24 protein-coding genes and 1 pseudogene are annotated in these 22,354 nt (G+C 72.5%); 14 read left to right on the top strand and 11 right to left on the bottom strand.

Annotated features, from left to right (window positions below; genetic code table 11):
• Window positions 1-82 precede the first annotated feature (82 nt).
• From ACFV6D_RS13815 to ACFV6D_RS13800, 4 genes are all read left to right on the top strand, one after another.
• Entirely contained in the window at window positions 83-916 is an 834-nt protein-coding gene (locus ACFV6D_RS13815; RefSeq protein WP_380344568.1) for a Scr1 family TA system antitoxin-like transcriptional regulator, read from the top strand.
• Entirely contained in the window at window positions 909-1,109 is a 201-nt protein-coding gene (locus ACFV6D_RS13810; protein ID WP_380344571.1) for a DUF397 domain-containing protein, read from the top strand. The genes ACFV6D_RS13815 and ACFV6D_RS13810 overlap by 8 nt, the downstream gene beginning before the upstream one ends.
• A 280-nt stretch (window positions 1,110-1,389) precedes the next feature.
• Window positions 1,390-2,388 carry an NAD(P)H-dependent glycerol-3-phosphate dehydrogenase gene (locus ACFV6D_RS13805; RefSeq protein ID WP_380559778.1) on the top strand — a complete coding sequence of 333 codons (999 nt, stop codon included), beginning with the start codon at window positions 1,390-1,392 and terminating at the stop codon, window positions 2,386-2,388.
• Between the two features lie 127 nt (window positions 2,389-2,515).
• On the top strand, window positions 2,516-2,977 hold the full coding sequence (locus ACFV6D_RS13800) for an SRPBCC family protein (RefSeq protein WP_380559776.1): 462 nt from the start codon (window positions 2,516-2,518) through the stop codon (window positions 2,975-2,977).
• Between the two features lie 32 nt (window positions 2,978-3,009).
• On the opposite strand, the gene ACFV6D_RS13795 is transcribed toward ACFV6D_RS13800, so the two are convergent.
• From ACFV6D_RS13795 to ACFV6D_RS13780, 4 genes are all read right to left on the bottom strand, one after another.
• Complete coding sequence (locus ACFV6D_RS13795) at window positions 3,010-3,687, bottom strand: response regulator transcription factor (protein ID WP_063352848.1); 678 nt, start codon at window positions 3,685-3,687, stop codon at window positions 3,010-3,012.
• A complete protein-coding gene (locus ACFV6D_RS13790) occupies window positions 3,684-5,099 on the bottom strand; it encodes a sensor histidine kinase (protein WP_380559841.1) in 1,416 nt (471 codons plus the stop codon). The genes ACFV6D_RS13795 and ACFV6D_RS13790 overlap by 4 nt, the downstream gene beginning before the upstream one ends.
• A 175-nt stretch (window positions 5,100-5,274) precedes the next feature.
• Entirely contained in the window at window positions 5,275-6,126 is an 852-nt protein-coding gene (locus ACFV6D_RS13785; protein ID WP_380559775.1) for an ABC transporter permease, read from the bottom strand.
• The gene (locus ACFV6D_RS13780) at window positions 6,123-7,091 is read right to left on the bottom strand and encodes an ATP-binding cassette domain-containing protein (protein ID WP_063352845.1); all 969 of its coding nucleotides are present in this window, start codon (window positions 7,089-7,091) and stop codon (window positions 6,123-6,125) included. The genes ACFV6D_RS13785 and ACFV6D_RS13780 overlap by 4 nt, the downstream gene beginning before the upstream one ends.
• 334 nt (window positions 7,092-7,425) lie before the next feature.
• On the opposite strand from ACFV6D_RS13780, the gene ACFV6D_RS13775 reads away from it, so the two are divergent.
• The 4 genes from ACFV6D_RS13775 to ACFV6D_RS13760 all read left to right on the top strand — a co-directional run bounded on the left by ACFV6D_RS13775 (window position 7,426) and on the right by ACFV6D_RS13760 (window position 11,292).
• Window positions 7,426-8,400, top strand: a complete 975-nt coding sequence (locus ACFV6D_RS13775) for a hypothetical protein (RefSeq protein ID WP_380559773.1) — start codon at window positions 7,426-7,428, stop codon at window positions 8,398-8,400.
• A 77-nt stretch (window positions 8,401-8,477) separates the two neighbouring features.
• A complete protein-coding gene (locus tag ACFV6D_RS13770) occupies window positions 8,478-9,359 on the top strand; it encodes a hypothetical protein (RefSeq protein ID WP_380559772.1) in 882 nt (293 codons plus the stop codon).
• A complete protein-coding gene (locus ACFV6D_RS13765; protein ID WP_380559770.1) occupies window positions 9,356-10,255 on the top strand; it encodes a hypothetical protein in 900 nt (299 codons plus the stop codon). The genes ACFV6D_RS13770 and ACFV6D_RS13765 overlap by 4 nt, the downstream gene beginning before the upstream one ends.
• Window positions 10,252-11,292, top strand: coding sequence for a hypothetical protein (locus tag ACFV6D_RS13760; RefSeq protein WP_380559768.1), 1,041 nt, complete (start codon window positions 10,252-10,254; stop codon window positions 11,290-11,292). Before ACFV6D_RS13765 ends, ACFV6D_RS13760 begins: the two co-directional genes overlap by 4 nt.
• Window positions 11,293-11,329: 37 nt before the next feature.
• Here ACFV6D_RS13760 and ACFV6D_RS13755 read toward each other — a convergent pair whose 3' ends face one another.
• Together ACFV6D_RS13755 and ACFV6D_RS13750 are read right to left on the bottom strand one after the other, a co-directional pair.
• Window positions 11,330-12,253, bottom strand: a complete 924-nt coding sequence (locus tag ACFV6D_RS13755; protein WP_380559766.1) for an endonuclease/exonuclease/phosphatase family protein — start codon at window positions 12,251-12,253, stop codon at window positions 11,330-11,332.
• Between the two features lie 189 nt (window positions 12,254-12,442).
• Window positions 12,443-13,093, bottom strand: a complete 651-nt coding sequence (locus tag ACFV6D_RS13750; protein WP_380494857.1) for a M15 family metallopeptidase — start codon at window positions 13,091-13,093, stop codon at window positions 12,443-12,445.
• A gap of 206 nt (window positions 13,094-13,299) precedes the next feature.
• Here ACFV6D_RS13750 and ACFV6D_RS13745 point away from each other — a divergent pair, with 206 nt between their 5' ends.
• Complete coding sequence (locus ACFV6D_RS13745) at window positions 13,300-13,971, top strand: response regulator transcription factor (RefSeq protein WP_063353004.1); 672 nt, start codon at window positions 13,300-13,302, stop codon at window positions 13,969-13,971.
• Window positions 13,968-15,101, top strand: a complete 1,134-nt coding sequence (locus tag ACFV6D_RS13740) for a sensor histidine kinase (protein WP_380494859.1) — start codon at window positions 13,968-13,970, stop codon at window positions 15,099-15,101. The genes ACFV6D_RS13745 and ACFV6D_RS13740 overlap by 4 nt, the downstream gene beginning before the upstream one ends.
• A 40-nt stretch (window positions 15,102-15,141) precedes the next feature.
• On the opposite strand, the gene ACFV6D_RS13735 is transcribed toward ACFV6D_RS13740, so the two are convergent.
• From ACFV6D_RS13735 to ACFV6D_RS13720, 4 genes are all read right to left on the bottom strand, one after another.
• Entirely contained in the window at window positions 15,142-15,852 is a 711-nt protein-coding gene (locus ACFV6D_RS13735; RefSeq protein ID WP_380559764.1) for a hypothetical protein, read from the bottom strand.
• A 155-nt stretch (window positions 15,853-16,007) separates the two neighbouring features.
• Window positions 16,008-16,613 (bottom strand): SGNH/GDSL hydrolase family protein, encoded by a 606-nt coding sequence (locus ACFV6D_RS13730; RefSeq protein WP_380559762.1) that lies wholly within the window; start codon window positions 16,611-16,613, stop codon window positions 16,008-16,010.
• Between the two features lie 291 nt (window positions 16,614-16,904).
• Window positions 16,905-17,120 (bottom strand): DUF397 domain-containing protein, encoded by a 216-nt coding sequence (locus ACFV6D_RS13725; protein ID WP_380378207.1) that lies wholly within the window; start codon window positions 17,118-17,120, stop codon window positions 16,905-16,907.
• Complete coding sequence (locus ACFV6D_RS13720; protein WP_380559760.1) at window positions 17,104-17,949, bottom strand: Scr1 family TA system antitoxin-like transcriptional regulator; 846 nt, start codon at window positions 17,947-17,949, stop codon at window positions 17,104-17,106. The genes ACFV6D_RS13725 and ACFV6D_RS13720 overlap by 17 nt, the downstream gene beginning before the upstream one ends.
• Window positions 17,950-18,109: 160 nt before the next feature.
• Between ACFV6D_RS13720 and ACFV6D_RS13715 the strand changes: the two genes are divergently transcribed.
• The 4 genes from ACFV6D_RS13715 to ACFV6D_RS13700 all read left to right on the top strand — a co-directional run bounded on the left by ACFV6D_RS13715 (window position 18,110) and on the right by ACFV6D_RS13700 (window position 21,638).
• Window positions 18,110-18,367: a hypothetical protein gene (locus tag ACFV6D_RS13715; protein ID WP_380378211.1), complete on the top strand. Its 258-nt coding sequence runs from the start codon at window positions 18,110-18,112 to the stop codon at window positions 18,365-18,367.
• Window positions 18,368-18,972: 605 nt separating this feature from the next.
• Window positions 18,973-19,458: an NUDIX domain-containing protein gene (locus ACFV6D_RS13710; RefSeq protein ID WP_380559758.1), complete on the top strand. Its 486-nt coding sequence runs from the start codon at window positions 18,973-18,975 to the stop codon at window positions 19,456-19,458.
• Window positions 19,459-20,358: 900 nt separating this feature from the next.
• Window positions 20,359-21,240, top strand: coding sequence for a radical SAM protein (locus ACFV6D_RS13705; protein ID WP_380378215.1), 882 nt, complete (start codon window positions 20,359-20,361; stop codon window positions 21,238-21,240).
• 35 nt (window positions 21,241-21,275) lie between these two features.
• Complete coding sequence (locus tag ACFV6D_RS13700) at window positions 21,276-21,638, top strand: hypothetical protein (protein ID WP_380559756.1); 363 nt, start codon at window positions 21,276-21,278, stop codon at window positions 21,636-21,638.
• Window positions 21,639-21,779: 141 nt separating this feature from the next.
• On the opposite strand, the pseudogene ACFV6D_RS13695 reads toward ACFV6D_RS13700, so the two are convergent.
• Window positions 21,780-22,043, bottom strand: a pseudogene (locus ACFV6D_RS13695) (NADH:flavin oxidoreductase/NADH oxidase); the annotation flags it as partial.
• Window positions 22,044-22,354: the final 311 nt, after the last annotated feature.

Here is a 22,354-nt window from a genome sequence, read left to right as displayed (position 1 = left end):
ACTACCGGGGGTGCCAACTGTCCTCTAGGCTGCGGAGCTGTTCAACTTGTCCCACGGTGTCAGATTGGTAGGACGAACAGCCTTGAACAAGCGGGAACTTGCCCCCCCGACATCCCCGGCCGCCGAGTTCGGCGTACTGCTTCGCACGTCGCGCGAGCAGCGGGGCTGGACTCAGGAACACCTTGCCGAGCTGATCGGCTGTACATCGTCGTACATCTCCGCGCTCGAGCACGGCCGAAGGAAACCAAGTCAACAGATCTCAACGGCACTTGATCGAGTCTTCGAGTCGGGAGAGCAGTTCCTCAGGGAGTGGAGTACGTCCGGTCGGCGGGTCTTGTTCGAAGGCTTCGACGAGTACCTGCGCAATGAAGCGAAGGCCATCGCCCTGAGGCTGTTCGAGATCAACCTGGTTCCGAGTTTGCTCCAAACGCCCGAGTACAGCCGAGTTTTTCAGGAGGCGGCTGTCCTGCGGGGGGTCGCAACTCAGCAGCAGGCCGACGAACGAATCGAGAAGGTGCTGCTCCGACAGCAGGCCCTCGCCCGAGATCCGGCGCCGCACGTCCAGGTGGTGATGGACGAGGGGGCGCTACGGCGGCCGATCGGTGGTCGGGACGTCATGGTGGCGCAACTCAGGCACCTGGAAGCACTCGCTTCACGTCCCCGTTTCCTGGTGCAGGTGTGTCCTATCGCAGCAGGCGAGAACCGTCCGTTCGGGCATCCAATTACGTTGCTGACCATGCCGAACAGGGCCATCGTGGGGTACGGCGAGACGCAGCGGCGCGGCTACCTCGAACGCGATCCGGAGACGTTGGCTGAGTGGGCCGGTGAGTACGATCATCTCCAGGCCGAGGCGCTGCGCCGAGCAGCGAGCATCGAGTTCATTCGAAACGTGCGGAAGGGTTTTGAGCATGGATGATCGCAATGCCACCTGGCACAAGAGTTCCTACAGTACCCAGGGAGGGAACTGCGTCGAGGTCGGTGCGAACGTCGTCCACACTGTCCCGGTCCGTGACTCCAAGGATCCTCACGGTCCCGCGCTGGTCTTCCCGACCGACGCCTGGTCGAGCTTCGTCGCCGCCGTCCGTTCCGGACAGTTCGGCAACGCCTGACGTACGCGTGCCGCCCTGAGGCCCCGCCACCCGGGAAACCGCCGGTAAGCCTGTCTCTCTCATGACCCGCACGCCCAAAGCCGAACGGTAGGCAGGCGGCATCGCCACCCCCGGGCCCGCCCCGCCCGATGTCACGGTTTCGGGCCGCGCTCGCATGCTTCCTACTCTGGACGGGCGCCGCGCCGTCGCGCTCACCCTGCGTCGCCGCTGACCGGCGCCTCCGTCCCCAAGGCGCCAGTACGCTGCCCCTCAGCTCCCCACCAGCACGCGGAGGTAGAGGATGACCCGGGTCGCCGTACTGTCGGCAGGATCGTGGGGGACCGCCTTCGCGCTGGTTCTCGCCGACGCCGGATGCGACGTCGTCCTGCACGCGCGCCGCCCCGAGGTCGCCGACGGCATCAACACCCGGGGAGTCAACCCCGGCTACCTGCCCGGCGTCACGCTGCCCGGCACGGTGAAGGCCACCACCGAAGCCGACGTCGCCCTGGCCGGAGCCGACGTCGCCGTCCTGTCCATCCCCTCCCAGACCCTGCGGGCCAACCTGGCCGCGTGGGCGCCCCTGATCGAGCCGGACACCCTGGTCGTCAGCCTCATGAAGGGCGTCGAGCTCGGCACCGGCCGGCGCATGAGCGAGGTCATCGCCCAGGGCGCCGCTCTCGACCCCGCCCGCGTCGCCGTCCTGTCCGGCCCGAACCTGGCCCGCGAGATCGCCGCCCGCCAGCCCGCCGCCAGCGTCATCGCCTGCACCGACCACGACGCGGCCCGCCGACTCCAAGGGGCCTTCCGCACCCCGTACTTCCGCCCCTACACCCACACCGACGTCATCGGCTGCGAACTCGGCGGCGCGGTCAAGAACGTCATCGCGCTCGCCGTCGGCCTGGCCGCAGGACTCGGCCTCGGCGACAACGCCAAGGCCACCCTCCTGACCCGCGGACTCGCCGAAACCGCCCGCCTGGGAACGGCGCTCGGCGCCGACCCCGCCACCTTCGCCGGCTTGGCCGGCCTCGGCGACCTCACCGCGACCTGCCTCTCCCCGCTCTCCCGCAACCGCACCTTCGGCGAACACCTCGCCCGCGGCCTGACCATCGACCAGGCCGCCACCGCCACCGGCCAGACCGCCGAAGGAGCCAAGTCCGCCTACGCCGTCCTCGACCTCGCCCGACGGCACCAGGTCGAGATGCCCATCACCGCACTCGTCGTCGCCATCCTCGACGGCACCGTCACCACCGACCGCGCCGTCGACCTGCTCATGACCCGCTCGCCCAGAGCCGAACGGTAGGCGGGCGGCATTCTCGCACCCGAGGACGCCCCCGCCCGATGTCACGGTTTCGGGCCGTGCCCGGTCCTCATCGGTGAACAGGGCGCGGCCGATATCCGTGCTCCCCGCTGCAGGAGAGGGACGAGCCATGGAAACCGTGACCGTGCGACGGGTCGTCGCGGCGCCGATCGCCGAGGTGTTCGACTGGTGCGCCACGAGCACCAACTACACCCGCTCCCCGTTCGTGCTCAGGGCGCGCCTGGCCCGGCCCGGGGAGGGCGCGCCCTACGGGGTGGGCGCCGTGCGGCTGCACACCTGGCTGATCGGCTGGTTCAACGAGCGGATCACCGCCTACAACGCCCCGCACGGCTTCGACTACACCGTCGACCGCAGCTTCCCGCCGGCCCGGCACGAGTTCGGCCGGATGACGTTCGAGGAGGTCCCCGAGGGCACCCTGGTCGTCTGGGCGACCGGCTTCGCGATCCCCGTCCCCCTGGTCGGCGCGGCCCTGGCCCGCCGGGTCGGCAAGCCCGTCATCGCCCACGTCTTCGGCGCCATCCTGGACGCCGCCGCCACCGACCTCGAAGCCGCCCCGAAGAAGCGCCCCTGACACCGCGCCCCCCGCGGCAGGAGGGGGACGGCTCAGGCCGGCGGGTTCGGCCGGTTCAGGCCGCGGTCGTAGGCGAAGATCACGGCCTGTACCCGGTCCCGGGCGCCGATCTTCGCCAGCACCCGGCTGACGTGCGTCTTGACGGTCGACTCCGCGAGCACCAGGCGCTGGGCGATCTCGCCGTTGGTCCAGCCCCGGCCGACCGCGACCAGGATCTCGCGCTCGCGCTCGGTCAGGGCGTTCAGCCGCGGGTCGTCCTCGGCGGCCGCGCCGGGCGGGCGCACGGGCAGGTGGTGGGCGTAGGCGTCCAGGAGGCGCCGGGTGATGGCGGGGGCGACGACGGCGTCGCCCTCGGAGACGGCGCGGATCCCGGCCAGGAGGTCCTCCGGGCGGGCGTCCTTGAGGAGGAAGCCGCTGGCGCCGGCGCGCAGCGCGGCGTGGGCGTACTCGTCGAGGTCGAAGGTGGTCAGGACGAGGATGCGCGAGCGCCCGCCGGTGGCGACGATGCGGCGGGTGGCCTCGATGCCGTCCATGCCGGGCATCCGGATGTCCATCAGGACGACGTCGGGCCGCAGGTCGGCCGCCAGGCGTACGGCCTCGGCGCCGTGCGCGGCCTCGCCGACGACCTCCGTGCCGGGCTGGCTCTCCAGCAGCATCCGGAAGCCGTACCGCTGGAGCGGCTGGTCGTCGACGATGAGGACCGTGGTCACGTCAGGCCGCCTGTCGGGTCGGGGTCGGGGTCGGGATCGGAGGTGAAGGCGCCGGGTCCGCCGGGTCCGCCGAGGCCGTCGGGTCCGTCGGGCCCGTCGGGGGTGAGGTCGAGGACGGCCTCCACGGTCCATCCTGCCCCGGGCCCGGGCCCGGCGGTGACGGTGCCCCCGTACAGGGCCGCGCGTTCGCGCATGCCCGTGAGACCGTGCCCCTCCTCGCCCGCCGCACCGCCGCCCGCCGCACCGCCGCGCACCGCCCCGCCGGGTGGACCGCCGGGCGGACCGGCGTCCCGCACCCGCACCCGCAGCCGGCCGCCCTCGGCGGCCAGCGTCACGTGCGCCCGGGTGTCGGGCCCGGCGTGCTTGAGGGTGTTGGTGAGCGCCTCCTGGACGATGCGGTACGCCATCAGCTGCACCCCGCGGTCCAGCCGCCCCACCTCGCCGCGCGCGGTGTACACGACCTGCGGCCCGGCGGCCCGGATGCGCGCGCACAGCCCGTCGAGGTCGGCGATGCCCGGCTGCGGTGTGAACTCGGGGCCCTGCTCGCCGCCCTGGTCGCGCAGGACGCCGAGCATGCGCCGCAGCTCGCCCAGCGCCTGGCGGCTGGTCTCCCCGATCAGCAGCAGCGCCTCCCGGCCCCGCTCGGGGGAGGCCTCGGTCGCGTACGCGCCGCCGTCCGCCAGGGTGATGATCACGGACAGGTTGTGGCCGATGATGTCGTGCATCTCCCGGGCCACCCGGGTGCGCTCGGTGGCGGTGGCCAGCCGGCTGCGCTGGTCGCGCTCGACCTCCAGCCGCGCCGCCCGCTCGCGCAGCCCGGCGAGCTGGGCCCGGCGGATGCGCACCGCGATGCCGACGGCCACCGCCGCCGTCGCCGCGCTGAACAGGAAGAACAGCGCGTCCCCGACCGGCAGCCCGCCGGACAGCTCCACCGCGACCAGCGCCGACGCGCCGGCCATCGCCGCGCACGCCCACGCCAGGTGCCGCAGGCTCCCGTGCAGGGCCAGGCTGTAGAGGGCGACGAGCAGCGCGACGTCCGCGCGCAGCGCCACCCCCAGCGACCACTGCAGGACGAACACCGCCGCGACCGCCGCGAACGCCGCCGCCGGTCGCCGCCGGCGCCACAGCAGCGGCAGCAGCAGCCCCGCCTGCAAGGCCAGCATCGCCGCCAGCGGCGGGCGGGCGAAGACGATCCGGTGCTCGCGCGCCCGCTCCCCGCCGTCGTGGAAGGGCAGCAGGTCCGGCAGGCAGAACAGCAGGAAGACCGCGGCCACCACCGCGGTGTCCAGCACCCACGGGTGGTCGCGGTCCGCCTGCCGCGCCCGCTGCCCCAGCCGGGCCAGGCGCGCGAACACCGGGTGCCCCGACAGCGGGTCGCCCCCCGCCCCCGCGGCGGTGTCGTGCTCGCTCACGGCGTCACCCTCGTCCAGCTCATCCGCAACGGTCGTCACCTTCGTCCAACCTCATCCCGGAACGGACACGAAAACGGACACGAAAACGGATACGGAAACGGATACGAAACGCGCCCGGTGCGGCACCCGACTCGAACGGGCACCGCACCGGGACGTCCACGCAGTCTCCCAGCCCTCAGGCGTCGCTGCGCACCAGCCGCACGGCCGCGCCCGCCAGGGCGAGCACCGTCCACAGCAGGAACACCGCCAGCCCCGCGGCGGGCGACAGCGTGGTCGCGTCGTGGTGCAGGGCGAACAACGCCTCGCCCGCGTGGCTGGGCAGGTACGGGCTGATGTGGTCCTGCCAGGACGAGGGCAGCAGCGAGATCAGGCCGGGGACCAGCATCAGCGAGGCCACCAGCACCGAGATGCCGCCCGCCACCGACCGCAGCAGCGCGCCCAGCGCGACGCCGATCACGCCCACCAGGGCGAGGTAGAGCCCGGCCCCCAGCAGGCCGCGCAGGACGCCGGCGTCGGAGAACGTCATCGCCGCGCGGGTGCCGGAGAGGATGCCGCTGTCGGCCGCGAAGGCGACGAACACCCCGACGGTGCCCAGCAGCAGCACCACCACGCCGTACACCGCCGCCTTGGACCACAGCACCGGCAGCCGGCGCGGCACCGCGGCCAGGGTGGAGCGGATCATGCCGGTGGAGTACTCGCCCGCGGCGACCAGCACGCCCAGGACGCCGAACGCCAGCTGCGCGAAGTTGGTGCCGAACAGCGACAGGCTCAGGGCACTGGCGTCGGCGAAGTCCCCCCGGTCCATCGGGCGCCCCGAGGTGATCCTCGACTTGAACTGGAACGCGGCGATCAGCCCGAAGGCGACCAGGAACAGCAGGCCCAGGCCCAGCGTGATCCAGGTCGAGCGCAGCGACCACAGCTTGGCCCACTCCGAGCGCAGCACGCGCACGGGCGTCACCCGGTAGGCGGGGCGCGCGGGGCGCCGGTCGGCGGCCGCGGACGTCTGGTTCGGTGCGATGGTGCTCATGCCGCGCTCCTCGGGGACTCGGCGCCGGCACCCGCACTGGCGGCGGGCCCGGTCGCGGTGGTGGTGCCGTGGTACTCCACGGCGTCCCTGGTCAGCTCCATGAACGCCTCCTCCAGGGAGACCGTGCGGGTGGTGAGTTCGAACAGGGCGATGCCCTGCTCGGCGGCCCGCAGGCCGATCTCCCGCGCGGCCAGGCCGGTGACGAGGAGCTCCTCCGAGCCGGAACGGCCGGTGACCTCCACCCCGGGCCCGGCCAGCGCCGTGCGCAGCCGGGCCGGATCGGCGCTGGCCACCTTCACCACGTCGCCGCCGGCCTGGCGGACCAGGTCCTGCACGGTGGTGTCGGCCAGCAGCCGGCCCCGCCCGACGATGATCAGGTGGTCGGCGACCAGCGCGACCTCACTCATCAGGTGCGAGGACACGAAGACGGTGCGGCCCTCGGCGGCCAGCGAGGTGAGGAGGTTGCGGATCCACAGCACGCCCTCCGGGTCGAGGCCGTTGACCGGCTCGTCCAGCATCACCGTCGCCGGGTCGCCCAGCAGCGCCGCCGCGATCCCCAGCCGCTGGCCCATGCCCAGCGAGAACGCCCCGGCACGCTTCCTGGCCACCGACTGCAGCCCGGTCAGCTCGACGACCTCCTCCACCCGCGAGCGCGGGATGCCGTGGGTGTGCGCCTGGGCCATGAGGTGGTTGAACGCGGAGCGCCCCGGGTGGATCGACTTGGCCTCCAGCAGCGCCCCGACCTCCTGCAACGGCGCCGCGTGAGCCGCGTAACGGCGCCCGTTGACGCGCACCGAGCCGCTGGTGGGCGCGTCCAGTCCGACGATCATCCGCATGGTGGTGGACTTCCCGGCGCCGTTGGGCCCGAGGAAGCCGGTGACCGTGCCGGGCTTGACCGTGAAGTCGAGCCGGTCGACGGCGGTCTTCTCCCCGTACCGCTTCGTCAGCTGGTGCGCCTCGATCATCGCTCACCCCTACGCTCCGGGGCCGGACCGTCCCGGCCTCCCTCACACTCCACGCTAGGTGCGGCGCCGGCGCGATCCGTGGTACCCCGGACCGATCATCGGAAGGGGCACGGTACCGCGGTACCGTGCCCGGATCGCCTGTTGCGGTTACATCACGACGTGTCCGATTCATCGAGTATTGGACCGGAGTGCGGCGATTAACTTTGTTGGCAGCGGTGCGAACGGTCTCTCATAATGCCTGCTGAGACGCGTGATGGACGGTCCGGAGAACCGCCGGGGAGCGGTTTGCGAGGGAGTCCGCGCGCGAGATCCCACATTCTCCCGGGGGAGTTCCTTGTCCGCGCCCGAAAACGAGACAGCCGCCGTTCCGGAGCAGCCCGACGCTGCGCCGCAACCGGCCGCCGTACCGCAGCACCCCGCTGCGCCGCAGCACCCCGCCGTACCGGAGCACGCCGCCGTACCGGAGCACGCCGCCGTACCGGAGCACGCCGCCGTACCGGAGCATGCCTCTGTACCGCAGCCCGACGCCGCGCCGCAGCACGCCGTCGCACCCGAACCGGCCGCGCGCCGGCTGCCGCGCGCCGTCGGCGTCGTACTGGCCACCGCCGGCCTGCTCGCCGTCACGGCGACCAGCGCCGCGGTGACCGTCGCCGTCGGCAGGCCGGACACCCGCCCGGCCGCCGCCGCACCCGCGCCGGCCACCACCACCGCCAGCCCGAGTCCGACGCCCTCCGCCACCCCGGTACCGGTGCCGACGCCCACCGCCGCCCCGACCACCCCCAAACCGGCCAGCACCGTCAAGGGGACCGTCAACGGCGGCAAGCACGAGGGCGACCTGCGCTACTTCCTGCTCCCGATCCCGGACGGCGGCGAGTCGTACGGGCCCGCGGACGGGATGACCATGACCAACGACGACGTCGCCGACCTGTTCGGCAAGCAGGACGGCATCATGGACATCCTCGGCTCGTACGGCTACCAGTCGGGCGCCACCCGGATGTACCGGACGGCCGACGGCAAGGCCGAGGTCACCGTCACCCTGCTGCGCTTCGGCTCCACCTCGATGGCGCGCGAGTTCGTCCAGGGATACACCCTCAAGTCGCAGGACCCGATCGACATCGACGGCGACCCGAACGCCCACGGCTACCTGCACAAGCCCAAGCAGCAGGCGTACACCGGCTCGATGACCGGCATCTCCAGCCAGGGCGACGTCCAGTACACGATCGACGTCGAGGTGAAGGGGACACCGGACAAGGCGCTGCTGAGCGGGCTGATGAAGCGCCAGCGCGAGTGGCTCGCCTCCGGCGGCTGAACGCGGCTGAACGCGGTTGAACCCGCGCCGCCGCCCGCCCCGACGCCGTCCTCCCCACCCTCCTCTGGAGCCATCCCGTGACCACCGAACCCGCGCTGCCCCCGCCCGGCACCGCGCCGGCGCCCGCCGCCCCGCCGCGGCCCGCCGCCATGCCCGCCGAACCGTCTTCCGCTGAACTTCCTTCCGCTGCACCGCAGTTCGCCACTGAAGTGCCGTCCGACGCGCCGGGCCCCGAGCTCCTGTCGGCCGGCCCCGAGCGGGCGCCCCGCGCCCCGCGCCGCCCGCGCCCGGTGCTGCTGGCGGTGTCCGGCCTGGTGCTGGGCACCCTGGTCGGCGGCGGCGTCGGCTACGCCGTCCAGGCCCAGCGCCCGCCGACGCCGCTGCCGCCGATCCAGGTCGCGCGCCCGTCCTACCCGGCCGCGGCGGTCGACCCGACCGCCTTCGCCGCCCAGCAGCCCAAACCGCTGGCCATCGACGGCGACCTGCTCAAGCTGCTGATCGGTGCCCCGGACGGCAGCGCCGCCTGGGGAGAATTCCCGGACAAGCCGAGCTGGGTGTCGGTCGGCGAGCTCGCCGAGCACAGCGACAGCGCGGTCCGCGACTTCAAGGACCTGAACTCCCGGGGCTTCCGGCGCGCGGCCGAGGTGAACTGGAAGAAGGGCGACACCAGGTACCGCGTGTCGCTGGTCCAGTACGCGCCGGACCGCGCCAACGAAGCCGCCACGCACGCCGTCGGCACCACCCGCAACCTGAAGCCGTTCGCCGACGGCGCCAACGGCGGCTACCGGGTGGACGAGACACCCAGGTACTGGGCCGACAGCGCCGATCGGTACTACTACGGCCAGGCCGTAGCCCAGCGCGGCACGGTGGCGATGGTGGTCGAGGTCTTCGACCCCAAGCCGGTGAACCCCGACGTCGTGAAGGACCTCGCCAAGCAGCAATGGGAGCGGCTGGTATGACCGACAACAGCATGACCGGGACCCCGGCCGCCACGCCGGCGCCGACCGCCGCCGAGGCGGCCCCGGCCGCCGCCGAACAGCCCGCCGCCGAGCAGCAGTTCGCCGCCGAGCCCGCCGCGCCGACCGCCGCCGTGCCCACCGCTCCCGCCGCCCCGCGCCCCGCCTCCCGCCGCCTGCTGCGCGCGGGCGCCGCGACGGCCGCGGCGGCGCTGGCCGGGGTGGCCATCGGCGTCGGCATCATCAAGACCCAGTACGACGACCCCGCCCCGGCCGTCGCCGCCGGGCCGTCCGCCGCGCCCGTCCCGACTGCGACCGCCACGCCGTTCGGCGCCAAGTCCAACGGCAACCACTTCGGTTCGCTGCGCGACCTGCTGCTGCCCGTCCCGGCCGGCTACGAACCCGGCCCGGACGAGGGCGGCTACGGCAACGACACCGAACTCGGCGCCGAGTTCCTGTCCGCCGAACTGGACGACGAACTCCAGCAGATCCCCAAGGACAAGCGCGACAAGCTCCGCTCCTACTGGGAGGGCCTGCACGTCAAGGCCACCGGCGTGCGGACGTACCGGACCAGCGAGGACGACCTGGTGGTCGGCCTGAAGCTGCGCCAGTTCAACCAGCAGGAAGTGCAGAAGCTCAACGAGTACACCGCGGTCTTCACCGGCGACACCGGCCTGTTCCGGATCGGCCCGGAGATCCCGGGCCACCCCGAGGCGCACTGCTACCTGATGCCGGCGCCGCCGTCCGCGCCGATCGACTACCTGGAGTGCTCGGCCGCCGAGGGCGACCTGCTGGTGGTCATGAACGTCGAGGGCGTGGCACCGCTGCCCAAGGACCGGATCGTCGCCCTCTTCACCCTGCAGCTCGACCGCCTCGCCCGCCCGGGAGCGTCCGCATGACCGACCACGCCACCCCGCACGAGCCCGCCGCCCTTGCGGAGATCCCTGTGGACGCCCTCGCCGAGACCCCCGCGGGCACCCCCGCCGAGTTCCCCGCCGCTCCCGCCGCGGAGACCCCCGAGGAGCACGAGGCCCGCCTCGCCCGGCGCAGCGCCCGCCGCAGGGCGGCCGCGCGCTGGGCCACCGCCACCCTGGTGTTCGCCCTCGCGGGCACCGGCGCCGCGCTGGCCGTCACCGCCCCCGAGCGCACCGACCTGCCCGGCCTGGCCACCCCGGGCGACGGCCGCTACACCTTCCCGCCGCTGACGCTGCCGCCGCTGCCCTCCGGCAGCAGCACGCCGGACCGTACGGGCGGCAAGAACGCCCTGCACGCCGCGGACCTGCGCTACCTGCTGCTGCCCGCCCCCAAGGAGGCCGGCGGCAGCCTCACCCCGGCGCTCTACCCGGTTCCCACCGCCGCGGCCACCGGCACCCCGTCGGCGAGCGCGACCCCGACCCCGAGCCAGACCCCGACCGCCTCCGCCTCCGCCTCCGCCTCGGCGTCGGCCTCGGCGGGCGCGAGCCCGTCCACGGCCCCCGCCGGCCAGGCCCCGGCCGACTGGGTCACCTGCGACGCGATCCTCGCCGACCAGCAGGACCCGGCCGAGCTCCGCGCACTGCTCCTGCAGGACGCCTGCCGGGCGGCCACCGTACGGGAGTGGACGGCCTCCGACGGCACCCGCACCCAGATCCGGCTGCTGCGCTTCGGCGCCTCCTTCGAGTCCTGGAACGTCTTCTCCTCCCTGCGCTCCGACGCCAGGCCCACTGCCCTGCCCGGTGCGAAGAGCACCTCCCACAGCGCCTGGGACACCGTCGAGGGCGTCCACCTGGACGCCCAGGAGAGCTCGGCGAAGGGCGCCAAGGGCACCCCGACCGGCCGCGTCGCCTACCTCTGCGCCTCCGACCTCGTCGCCGTCGTCACCATGACCAACCCCGACGGCGTCCCGGACGCGGCCTTCCGCCAGGTGGTCACCCTCCAGTCCGACCTCCTCGCCTGACACCGGCAGCCCCCCGCCCCCGCCGCCCGCACGCCCCTCACGGCGTCAGCCGGGCGGCGGCGGGCAGGTGGTCGCTGGAGGTGGCGGGCAGGGTCCAGGCGGCGGTCGCGGACAGGCCCCGGGTCATGACGTGATCGATCCGGGCCAGCGGGAAGACCGCCGGCCAGGTGAACCCGAAGCCGCCGCCCGCGCTGTCCTGCGCGGAGCTCAGCCGACTGGTGACCGGGGCGAGCGCGTGGTCCCCGGCGGCGGTGTTGAGGTCGCCCAGCAGCAGCACCCGGCGCAGGGGCTCCTCGTCCAGCGCGGCGCCGAGCGCGGCGAGGTTGCGGTCGCGGTGAGCGGTGGCGAAGCCGGTGACGTTGAGCCGGACGGAGGCGAGATGGACCACGTACACGGCCAACGGCCCACCGGGGGCCTGGACTTCGGCCCGCAGCGAACGGCTCCAGCCCGGGTCGATGGTCAGCCGCCGTGCGTCGGTCAGCGGGTAGCGGCTCCACAGCGCGACGGTGCCGATCCGCGTGCGGTGCGGCAGTTCGGCGTCCAACACGTGCTGGTAGACGGGCAGCGCGGCGTCGGTGACCTCCTCCAGGGCGACCAGGTCGGGGCGGGCGACGAGCAGCGCCCGGGCCGTGCCGGCGGGGTCCGGGTTCTGAGCGCTCACGTTGTGGGTGACCACGGTCAGGCCCGCACCGCCGGCCGGGCCCGCACCGCCCCCCGGCGGCGGGCCGCCGCCGGCGAGCACCGGCCCGAGCACGACGGCCCACACCGCGGCCAGCACCACCGCGGCGCACGCCGGCACCGGCGCGCGGCGCAGCGCGGCGACGAGCAGGACGGCGGGCACCACGACGCCGGCCCAGGGCAGGGCGCTCTCCCACAGGCTCCCCAAGTGGACGCCCAGGCTCGGCACCCGCCGGTGACCGGCCAGGGCGAGGGCGGTCAGCAGGGCCACGGCGGCGGCCACGCGGCCGCGCCGCCAGCGCCCGACCGGCGGGCGCCGCTGCCGACGGCGTCGCCGGCCGGCCGGGCGGGAGACACCTGCCGAGGCGTCCCCCGCCTCCGGGCCCGCCTCCGCCACCGGCCCCGCCTCCGGCCTTGAGACCGCCCCCGCCCCCGGCGCGAGCCCCTCCTGCGATCGGGTCACGAACGCCCCCTACCCGGCCGCGTCGGGCAACTGGGCCGGACAGGTCCCGCCAGGGCTGGTCAGTAGCTCGAAGTGCCAGATCTCGTTGGCGTACACCTGGCAGAGCCCGTACCGCGCACCGTGCTGGATCAGCCAGTAGTCGGCATTGGTCGGACCGATGTCGATCGCCTTGCCCGAGACGTGCGCCGACTTCTCCGGCGTGTTCACGAACTGCCTGGCCCGCTCCAGACTCCCGTACCTGGCCACCCCCTTGTCGAGCAGCCGCTGCTGGTACTCCTTGCTGCGCCAGCCCGAGGTGACGGTCATCTCGATGCCCTGGGCGCGCGCGTCCCGGGCGGCCTGCTGGACGGCTTCCAGCAGCGGCCCGTCCAGGTTGCCCACCGCCGGCGCCCCGGTGTCGAACGGGGTCAGCGTCGTGCCGTCGGGAATGTCGCCGTCCGCCCCCGCCGAGGAGCCAGGCCCCGGAGCGAGGGAGGAGGAGAACGGCGCGACGGTGGCCGCCAGGGTCCGCAGCGCCGCCTCGGTCGCCGGCGGATCGGCGGCCGCGCAGGCGCCGGCCAGCGCCAGCACCACCACCGCCCCGGTGCCCACGGCCACCGCCCGCCGGCCACCTCCCGCCGTCCGCCACCGCGTCGCCTCCTGGCGCGTCGTCCCGTCCATCGCTGCCTCCCGGCGCTCGTCATCTCGCCGCGACGGGGAAACCCGGCGGCCACACCATGGGAGGAAATGCGGTGTTACCAGGACGTCTGCACTAACCGATACGTTTTCGATAGGCCCGTTCGTGTCCAATGGACACCAACGGCAACGGCAACGGCAACGGCAACGACAACGGCAACGACAGCAAGAGCGGGACGGGAGAACAGCGCGTGCGGGTCCTGGTGGTGGAGGACGAGATCTACCTCGCCGAGGCGGTCCAGGCGGGCCTGCGCCTGGAGGCGATCGCCTGCGACATCGTCACGGACGGCGATGCCGCCCTCGAACGCCTCGCCGTCCACACCTACGACGTCGTCGTCCTGGACCGCGACATCCCCGGCACCCACGGCGACGACGTCTGCCGCACCATCGTCGAGCACCGCCTGGGCTGCCGCGTCCTCATGCTCACCGCCGCCGCCCGCCTCAACGAGAAGGTCGCCGGCTTCGAACTCGGCGCCGACGACTACCTGACCAAACCCTTCGACCTCGCCGAACTCGTCGTCCGGCTGCGCTCCCTGGCCCGCCGCCCCGCCCAGGCCGCGCCCCCCGTCCTCGAATACGCCGGACTGCGCCTGGACCCCTTCCGCCGCGAGGTCTACCGCGACGGCCGCTACGTCGCCCTCTCCCGCAAGCAGTTCGCCGTCCTGGAGGTCCTGATGACCGCACGCGGCGGCGTCATCAGCGCCGAGAACCTCCTCGAACGCGCCTGGGACGAGAACGCCGACCCGTTCACCAACGCCGTCCGCATCACCATCTCCGGCCTGCGCAAACGACTCGGCGAACCCTGGGTGATCCAGACCGTGCCCGGCGTCGGCTACCGCCTCACCGACGGCACCCCCACGTGAGCGCCCCGCCCCGCACCCGCCCCGCGCCGCGGCCGCGCCGCCTGACCGCCCGCCTGCGGCTCACCCTCAGCTACACCCTCTTCGCCGTCATCACCGGCACCCTCTGCCTGGCCGTCGTCTACATCGGCATGCGCTACATCCCCAACTACCCGCTCACCTCCTCCAACCCCCGCGACCGCCTCTCCGCACCCTCCCGCCAGGAGATCCTCCGCTCCCTGCTCACCATCTCCGGCTACGCCCTGGCCCTGCTCACCGCCGTCGGCACGATCGGCGGCTGGTTCATCGCCGGCCGCGTCCTGCGCCCCCTCCAGGACATCACCAGTGCCGCCCACCGCGCCGCGAGCGGAGCACTCGAACACCGCATCGCCCTCGCCGGCCCCCGCGACGAGTTCACCGACCTCTCCGACGCCTTCGACGAGATGCTCGAACGCCTCCAGCGCTCCTTCGACGCCCAGCAGCGCTTCGCCGCCAACGCCTCCCACGAACTGCGCACCCCCCTGGCCATCACCCGCACCATGCTCCAGGTCGCCGCCGCCGACCCGGCCCGCCAGGACTGGACCACCCTCGTCACCCGCCTCCAGGACACCAACCAGCGCGGCATCGAGATCAGCGAAGCCCTCCTCCAACTCGCCGACCTCGGCCACACCGCCCCCGAACTCGAACCCCTCGACCTGGCCCGCACCACCCGCGACGCCCTCGCCGCCGTCCAGGAGGAGGCCGCCGCCCTGGGCGTCACCGTCACCACCGACTGCCGGCCCGCCCCCGCCACCGGCAACCCGGTCCTGCTGCGCCAGGCCGCCGTCAACCTGCTGCAGAACGCGCTGCGCCACAACCTGCCGACCGGCGGATCCGTCACCGTCACCACCGGGGCGGACCCCGCCGGCCCCGGCCGGGTCCGGCTCACCGTCACCAACACCGGCCCCCGCCTGGCCCCCGAGACGGTCCCCACCCTCACCGAGCCCTTCCTGCGGGGCCGCGGCCGCACCGCGCAGTCCGACCCCGCCCGCCGCGGTCACGGCCTCGGCCTGGCCATCGTCGCGGCCATCACCGACGCCCACCACGGCGACCTCGGCCTCACCCCCGCCCCCGGCGGCGGCCTGCACGCCACCCTCAGCCTCCCGGCCCGCTGAGCCCCGGCGACTAAACCGCCGAGCCGCCGAGCCGCCGGCCTCACCCCGTGGGCTGCCCCGGCCGGCCCGGCACCCACAGCGGCACCGGGCCGCCGAGCGCCATGTACCGGGCCGCGTCCTCCTCCAGCCACCCGTCCACCCGGCCCGGATCGCCGCCGCACGACTCCACCAGCGCGGCGGCCGCGATCCGGGCACAGGCCAGCATCAGCGCCAGGGTGTCCCGGCGGTGGTGCCGCTCGCGGACGTAGGCCTCGCCCCGCTCGTCGATGCGCCGGCCGTGCGCCTCCCGGCCCTCGGCCGCCGAAGCGCCCCCGCCCCCGTACCCGCCCCCGCCGTCGGCGTCGGCGTCGGCGGTGACCGCCTGGACGCCGTGCCACACCAGGGCGAGCGCGGCCGGTTCGGCCGGGTGCGTCACCTCCGCCCGGCCCGCCTGCTCACGGGCCTCCGCCGACCGCCGTCCCAGCCACTCCAGCACCGCCGGCACATCCCCCTCGCGCGCCTGGAGCACCAGCTCCGCCGCCCGGTACGCGAGCGCCCGCAGGACCTCCCCGGCCGGCACCCGCAGCCCCGGCGCCGGCGGCTCGCCGAACGCCAGCCAGGCGTCCGCGAACGACGCCGCCCGCATCCGCCCCAGCCACGCCGGAGCCCCGGCCGCGTCGCCCACCCACTCCTGCGCACCCAGCCGGACCAGGCCCGCCGCGGCAAGCCGCGCCGCGTCCCCGTCCAGCCCGCACAGCCGTCCACCCCTCACCGCGCACCCCCGTCAGCGCCCTCAAATCCCGTGACGGGCACATCCCACCACACCAGGACGCAAGCGAACTAGACAGGGACCCGACAAAAATTCCGGACGCCGCCCAGCCGCCGATCAGCGGCAACCGCCCCGACGGCCCGCCCGGCGGGGCCCGCTCACAGCGCGGTGAGTTCGCCCAGCCCCAGTGTGCGCAGCGTGTGGTCGGCCAGGTGCAGGTGGCCGGTGCCGTTGGGGTGCGTGGGGTCGTCCAGCCACGGGATCGCCTCGCCGCCGGGGAACTCGGCGAGCCAGTACGCCTCGTGGTCGACGAGCAACGCGCCCGTCTCCGCGGCGAGTTCGCGCACGGCCTGGCAGTACGCGGGCAGCTCGGGGCGGGCGGCGCGCCCGGCGTGGCTGGCCACGAGCGGCGTGTGCAGCACGATCTGCGCGCCGGCGGACCGGGCGACGATCTCGCGCATGGCGTCGCGGAACTCCCCGAGCCCCTCCAGCCCGGCGGGGGCGTCGTTGGTACCCAGCGAGAGCGACAGCACGTCCGGTGCGAACCGCCCGATGACGAAGTCGTACGCCCCGAGGACGTCGGTGGCCCGCCAGCCGGACACGCCGGTGTTGACCACGACGTCCGTCAGCCGGCCGAGCTGCCAGCAGAGGCGTTCCTGCACGTGCTCCACCCAGCCGCGCGCGCCGTGGGTGTGCAGGGCGGCCCGGGTGATGCTGTCCCCGGCCGCCACCCAGGTCATCGCACCGTTCGACAGTTCGACCATGTGACCATCCCCCTTTGATGGTTCGTCCTGTGCCGCGGTCCCCGCCGCGGTACCCGAAGAGTTGATCACAGGTGCGCGGGACCGGCGGGCGGCGGGGCGGGCCTCCACGGGGAACCGCGCCGCCGGAACCGCAGGGCCCCGGCCGCACGCGCACGAGTGCCAGGGGTGCGATGGGCTGTGCGGGAAGCATGTCCAGAGGCCAGGACAGCTGTGCCGGAAATGCCGGTAGGAGACGACGAGACCCCGCCGCTCCGGAAAGGGGCGGCGGGGTCTCAGGGCAGCACGCCGACGTCAGACGTCGCCGAACTCTCCGGAACGGACGGCGGTGACGAACGACTGCCAGGCGTCGGCAGGGAAGACGAGGGCAGGACCCTCGGGGTCCTTGGAGTCACGGACGGGCGCCAGGCCAGGGAAGTCGGCAGTGGTCTCTACGCAGGTGCCCCCGTTGTCGCTGTAAGTCGACTTGTACCAGGCAGCACGAGACAGCTCGTCAGGGTGGGGAGTCATGGTCGCTCAGTTCCTCTCGTGCCTTGCGAATCATCTCCAGCGAAGCGACCTGGGATGGCGCTTCAACCTGGAGTCGATGGTAGTCGTCCTCCCAGGCTGCGACAGTGCGAGGGCTCCGCACCACGTAGCCGCGTTCAAGGGACTCGGAGTAGCCAACCACCTTTCGGTTCGCGAAGCCGAGCAGGGTCATGGAGACGCGAAACGGCGCCTGTTCCGCGAGGTAGAACGGTGAGATCTGGATGATCACGTTTGGGCGGGTGGCTAGGGCCTCCAGGTGAGACAGCTGTTCCGCCATCAGGGCCCGGCCTCCTATGGCTCGACGGATGCAGCTTTCATCCAGAACAGCGTGGATCAGTGGGGGCTTGTCACGATCAAGTAGCTGTTGCCGGTTCGCGAGGACCCTCAACCGCTCGGCGGCCTGAGCCTCCGTGATTCGGCCCCGTCGAACAGAGGCGGCGGCCAACGCGGCGGCGTAGCTCTCGGTCTGGAGCAGCCCAGGCACGATGTTTGCTTCGAAGACCATGATGCGGGTTGCGCGAGCTTCTTGTGCCGCGTGCTCCGGGAACCCTTCCAGCAGGGCGGAAGCCCTCAGTCCCCACCACATCGTCTCTAGGGTCGCTTCCAGCCCAAGGTGCTCATCGCATTTTCGCGCGAAGTCAAGGCTGGGGGATTTGGTGGCCGTTTCGACGGCAGAGATGTGCGTGTCTGAGTAGCCAATCAGGGCGCCGAGTTCATGCTGCTTCAGGCCCGCTGCCTCGCGTGACATGCGAAGACGGACCCCGAAGGCATCTCGCGGAGACTTCTGTGGATCAAGCTTCTTGCGGTTCACAAGATCAACTCCAAATCCCCTGGGTTAACTGGGAAGTTGAGGACCTTCCGATGGTAGGGGAGAGTGGGCCACCCTGGTAGTCACGCAGCCACGGAGCGCAGTTGTCCGTTGGCGAGACGCTGAAGCGCTCATCCCCCATGGCATCTTTGCGGAGACCCCCATGTCCGAAGACCCGAAGTCCGTGCCCGTGCTGTCCAGCCTCGTTCGACACGAGGTGGTGAAGGACTTGGCGCACTGCGACGACGACGGCAAGCCGCGGGAAGGGGTCTTCGTGGAACTCCTCTGCGGGGCCGCCTTCCTGAGGCCGCTCGGTGGGGGGCCGGAGTGGACGACCAAGCCCGATCAGCTGCGACAGTGCAACCCGAGGGAGATCGCGCCGGGTACGGGATGCAACCCGCACCGCCGGCCGCTCTCGTGACGGTCGAACTGGCCGCCGCAACGGCCGTCAAGCGGGGAAGGTAACGCCCTTGAAGCGAAGTTTCGTTGCTAGGCGGGTTGCTGCGGCGACCCTCGCCATTCGTGGCCGCGTTGGCGAGATGGCGTTCCGTACTCGGAGCCGGCTGATCGGTCGGTGGCGCGCGGGCCGGTGGCGGCTCGCGTCGCCCCGGGGTCGCATCCGGCTGCAAGACCGGGACATTGAGCGGTTTCTCTCCAGCCCGAGGTGCGCCCCCGCCCTCGCTCGAAGAAGGAGTGAAGTCCCTTGAACACCAGTCGAGTTGACGTACTTGCCGCCAATCCGCGAGACCTTCGATGTACTCCTGAGGCGCTGGCCGCGATCCGGTTGTGCATGGGACTGAGGGCCGAGCCGGCTGCCCGCCCGCAGCGCGAGCAGGGCAGCGGTCGTGAGTGGGTGGTGGAGTCTCCGGCCGGCCAGTGGTGCGGATGGGAACCGGGCCCGCCGGACTGACAAGTTCCCGTCGTCGCAGCGCGAGTGCTCATCCTCTGTGACGACGGGGTTCAACGTCCGTTCGCGAAAGATGGCCGCGAACGGACGGGTACCGGCAGGAAGACCTCCCCTGCCGGATGGGTCCGAGGGCAGTTGGCGAACGGCCCTTGTTGAGCCGCACCGCTCCCCGCCAACGCGCCTTGGCGGGGAGCGGTCGCCCCTCAACCACCGGCCAGAGGAGTCCTGATCCTCTGGCCGGAACCCCCGCCCCGGGGACGGTACTTACGCACTGGTCGCGGCCGGATGCCCGGGGCGGGCCCATCTATCTACCACCATCGAGGGACCACCCGTGGCATACAGCACCATCCCCCCCACGCCCGCCGCGACGTCGCATCGGCGTTCTGGTCTTGATCCGCCGCCAGAACGGCGACGTCCTGCTGGTTAGGCCGCGCTACCGGGAGGATCACATCCTGCCCGGTGGGGGCGTCCATCCCGGCGAGCAGCTTGCTGACGCCGCCGCTCGTGAACTGGCGGAGGGGATCGGGTTGAAGCGCGAGTTCACGCACGCGTTGGCGATTGATCAGATCCCGGCCAACCCGGACACGGCGCGTCCGAGGGGCTGAACATCGTGCTCGACGGCGGAGTCGTGCCCGACGCCGAGGCCGCCGCTCTCTCAGTACCCATTGGGGCCGCCGCGGAGATCGAAGAACTCCGGTGGGTCCCGATGGACAAACTCCCCATGTTCACACTGCCGTTCATGGAACGCAGGATTCGCCAGGCCGTCGCCGCCGCGTTGGTCGGCATCAGGCTGCCGCTGCTCTACGTCGGCGAGCCGGCCGACGAGCGTCACGCCGCGTAAGCCCCGAAGACTCCCGCGCCGCCACTCCGGGTGGCTGCACCCGTGAAGTGGGCTTCCCTGCGCGGGACCGGTCCCGTCCGTACGCGCATCCCCCGTCGCGGACGGGCGGGACCACCAGACCTACAGGGAGACGAGAACCATGCCGACCCCGAGACGGCACCGACTCCACCACGCAGAGCCGGACCCGCACGAGACGTTCGAGACCGCCGCATATGCGCTGGAGGTGGAACTGAACGCGAGCGGTTGTCAGTGCTACCGCCGGGCGTCCGGTTTGTGTGTCAACGCCCTTGGGCTCCCGCCCTTGGGCGGCTGGTACGTCCACCACGACGGACGCAGGGGCGAAGTGGTCCGGCGTGCGACGAAGCACAACCCGATCACCGGAATCATCACGCGGACCGCCGTGCAGTTCCGCCACTTCGACCAGAACGGCCAGGAAAAGTTCTGGGCCCTCGCGTGTGCGGGCCCCCCGCACGTTGAGAACCCGTACGAGGCGAGGCACCCCAACCGGCCGCCGAAGTCCGCCCAGTAGCACCCCACAGACTCCCGTTCCGTCCGTGACCACGGCAGTGACGGGCCATCACCATCCCCGAGAAACGCCGCGGCTCCGCCCGGAGCTGCGGACGGTCCTGCCCGCCCCCCGGCGGGCACTCTCAAGGAGGCGCACATGAGTACCAAGACCCTCCCCAGCCGGTTGGAGTTCGTGTGGTTGGAGGTGACCGGGTTCTGTAACGAATCCTGCTCCCACTGCTACGCGGACTCGGGTCCGCAGGGCGACCACGGCATCATGACCGAACTTGACTGGCGGTCGGTGATCGATCAGATCGCCGACATGGGCGGTGCGCACGTGCAGTTCATCGGCGGCGAACCGACGCTGTACCCCGGTCTCGCCGACCTGATCGGCCACGCCCGCGACCGTGAACTGTCCGTCGAAGTCTTCAGCAACATGACCCACATCACGCCGGAGCTGTGGGAGACGTTCGCGAGCCGGAACGTCAGCCTCGCGACGTCCTACTACAGCGACCAGGGCGACGACCACGACGCCGTGACTAAGACCCGCGGGTCGCACCGGAAGACCCGCTCGAACGTCGAGAGGGCCGTCTCCCTCGGAATCCCCATCCGGGGCGGGGTGATCGCCGTCAACCCCGGTCAGCGGACCGTCCAGGCCGCAACCGACCTCCTGAGTCTGGGGCTCACGGAGGTAGGCGGCGACCGAACGAGGGCGTTCGGCAGGGCGAGCCGAGGGGTGCAACCGAAGGTGTCCGACCTGTGTGGGCACTGCGCGCACGAGAAGTGCGCCGTACTGCCGAGCGGCGACGTGGTGCCCTGCGTCCTCGGTCGGTTCATGCCGGTCGGGAACGTGCTCGAAATGTCGCTGGCAGACATCTGGTCGGGCGAACGCCTCGCCGCCGCCCTCGCCGAGATCGAACGGAAGTGCGACAAGGCTCAAGCCTGCCCGCCGCCGCAGTTCCTTCCGATGTGCGGCCCGTGTCAGCCGTGTGTGCCGACGCTGGGCCACTGCGACCCGCCCGGGGCGTCGATCGCCTAGGCTCGGAGCCCCATCAGGCGGAGCAGGGAGCGGAAGTGGACGACCACGGCGACGGGATCGGCCAGGACTGGACACCATGGCCCGGCGACATGGCCAACGGGTGGCAGCCGGCTCGGACCCCTGATCAGTGGCTCGATGTCGCTCGGTATGTCCGCCACTCGGCGAACAAGATCGGCGACCCGCTTCCGCTCTGCCTCCCCGGGGAGCCACACGAGTGCGGGCGCAGTGCTCAGCAGCACGCCGTGGTGTGGGGCGCCGTACTCAAGGCGAGAGCGCACCACGTCATCGAGATGGCCGCACCCACACAGGAGTACGGGACGTGGGCAGCAAAAACCCACTTCCGTCAACTGCTGGACAAGCTGCGGGCAAAGCCCGTCGAAGGTACCGAGATCGAGTGACAAGCGGGCGCGGGATTCCGTACGACATCGCACTCCACGCAGCAGAGCCCCCGGAGACACTTGGTGGTGTCATTCCGGGGGCTCTGTGCTACGTCGTGGCTGGTCAGCTAACTGATGGATGACCTGATAGTCGGAACAACTGGCGTGGGCGAGCTGGAGGGTGGGCACGGTGCCCTGCGCCGTCAGGAAGGAGGTGATCCGCCGGAAGGCCGCGACCTGGGTGTCGTTCCAGATCCCGAGGTCGTAGGGGGTGATGCGGCCTTCGGGGCTGACGGCGGTGGCCTCCATGATGATCATCCCCGTGCCGCCGGTGGCGCGTGCCGCGACGTGGGCGAAGTGCCAGTCCGTCGGGGCGCCGGCCGCGTCGCCGTCCGGAGCGGCGCTGTACTGGCACATCGCCGCCATTCAGACGCGGTTGGGGACGGTCAGCGTCCTCAGGGTGTACGGGGTGAAGAGGGTGGTGCTCACGGACGGACTCCTGTCGCGAGGCGGGCGGGGCCGGTGGCGCGAGAGGCGAGGGGGCGCCTCCCCGGATGATTGCAGGTGCACTTTGCGTGACACCACAATAGTTGTGCACACCGATTACTTGCAAGCGCTGGCAACTTTGCCCGGGCCTCGGCCCGCCGCCCGGCCTGGCGCCGCCACCTGCCGGCCGGACGCGCTCCCGCGCGATCCTGGTCCCCACGGCCGTCGGCGCTGCGCCGCCCGCGTCCACC

Source organism: Kitasatospora sp. NPDC059812 (genome assembly GCF_042732075.1).
Classification (GTDB): domain Bacteria; phylum Actinomycetota; class Actinomycetes; order Streptomycetales; family Streptomycetaceae; genus Kitasatospora.
This window is presented reverse-complemented; position numbering and strand designations above follow the sequence as displayed.

Bases quoted from the DNA above. Each gene is read 5' to 3' on its own strand.
- ACFV6D_RS13760 (WP_380559768.1), top strand. From the start codon at position 10,252: ATGACCGACCACGCCACCCCGCACGAGCCCGCCGCCCTTGCGGAGATC.
- ACFV6D_RS13765 (WP_380559770.1), top strand. From the start codon at position 9,356: ATGACCGACAACAGCATGACCGGGACCCCGGCCGCCACGCCGGCGCCG.
- ACFV6D_RS13710 (WP_380559758.1), top strand. From the start codon at position 18,973: ATGGGTCCGAGGGCAGTTGGCGAACGGCCCTTGTTGAGCCGCACCGCT.
- ACFV6D_RS13800 (WP_380559776.1), top strand. From the start codon at position 2,516: ATGGAAACCGTGACCGTGCGACGGGTCGTCGCGGCGCCGATCGCCGAG.
- ACFV6D_RS13725 (WP_380378207.1), bottom strand. From the start codon at position 17,120: ATGACTCCCCACCCTGACGAGCTGTCTCGTGCTGCCTGGTACAAGTCG.
- ACFV6D_RS13730 (WP_380559762.1), bottom strand. From the start codon at position 16,613: ATGGTCGAACTGTCGAACGGTGCGATGACCTGGGTGGCGGCCGGGGAC.
- ACFV6D_RS13785 (WP_380559775.1), bottom strand. From the start codon at position 6,126: ATGAGCACCATCGCACCGAACCAGACGTCCGCGGCCGCCGACCGGCGC.
- ACFV6D_RS13750 (WP_380494857.1), bottom strand. From the start codon at position 13,093: ATGGACGGGACGACGCGCCAGGAGGCGACGCGGTGGCGGACGGCGGGA.
- ACFV6D_RS13780 (WP_063352845.1), bottom strand. From the start codon at position 7,091: ATGATCGAGGCGCACCAGCTGACGAAGCGGTACGGGGAGAAGACCGCC.
- ACFV6D_RS13810 (WP_380344571.1), top strand. From the start codon at position 909: ATGGATGATCGCAATGCCACCTGGCACAAGAGTTCCTACAGTACCCAG.
- ACFV6D_RS13715 (WP_380378211.1), top strand. From the start codon at position 18,110: ATGTCCGAAGACCCGAAGTCCGTGCCCGTGCTGTCCAGCCTCGTTCGA.
- ACFV6D_RS13805 (WP_380559778.1), top strand. From the start codon at position 1,390: ATGACCCGGGTCGCCGTACTGTCGGCAGGATCGTGGGGGACCGCCTTC.
- ACFV6D_RS13705 (WP_380378215.1), top strand. From the start codon at position 20,359: ATGAGTACCAAGACCCTCCCCAGCCGGTTGGAGTTCGTGTGGTTGGAG.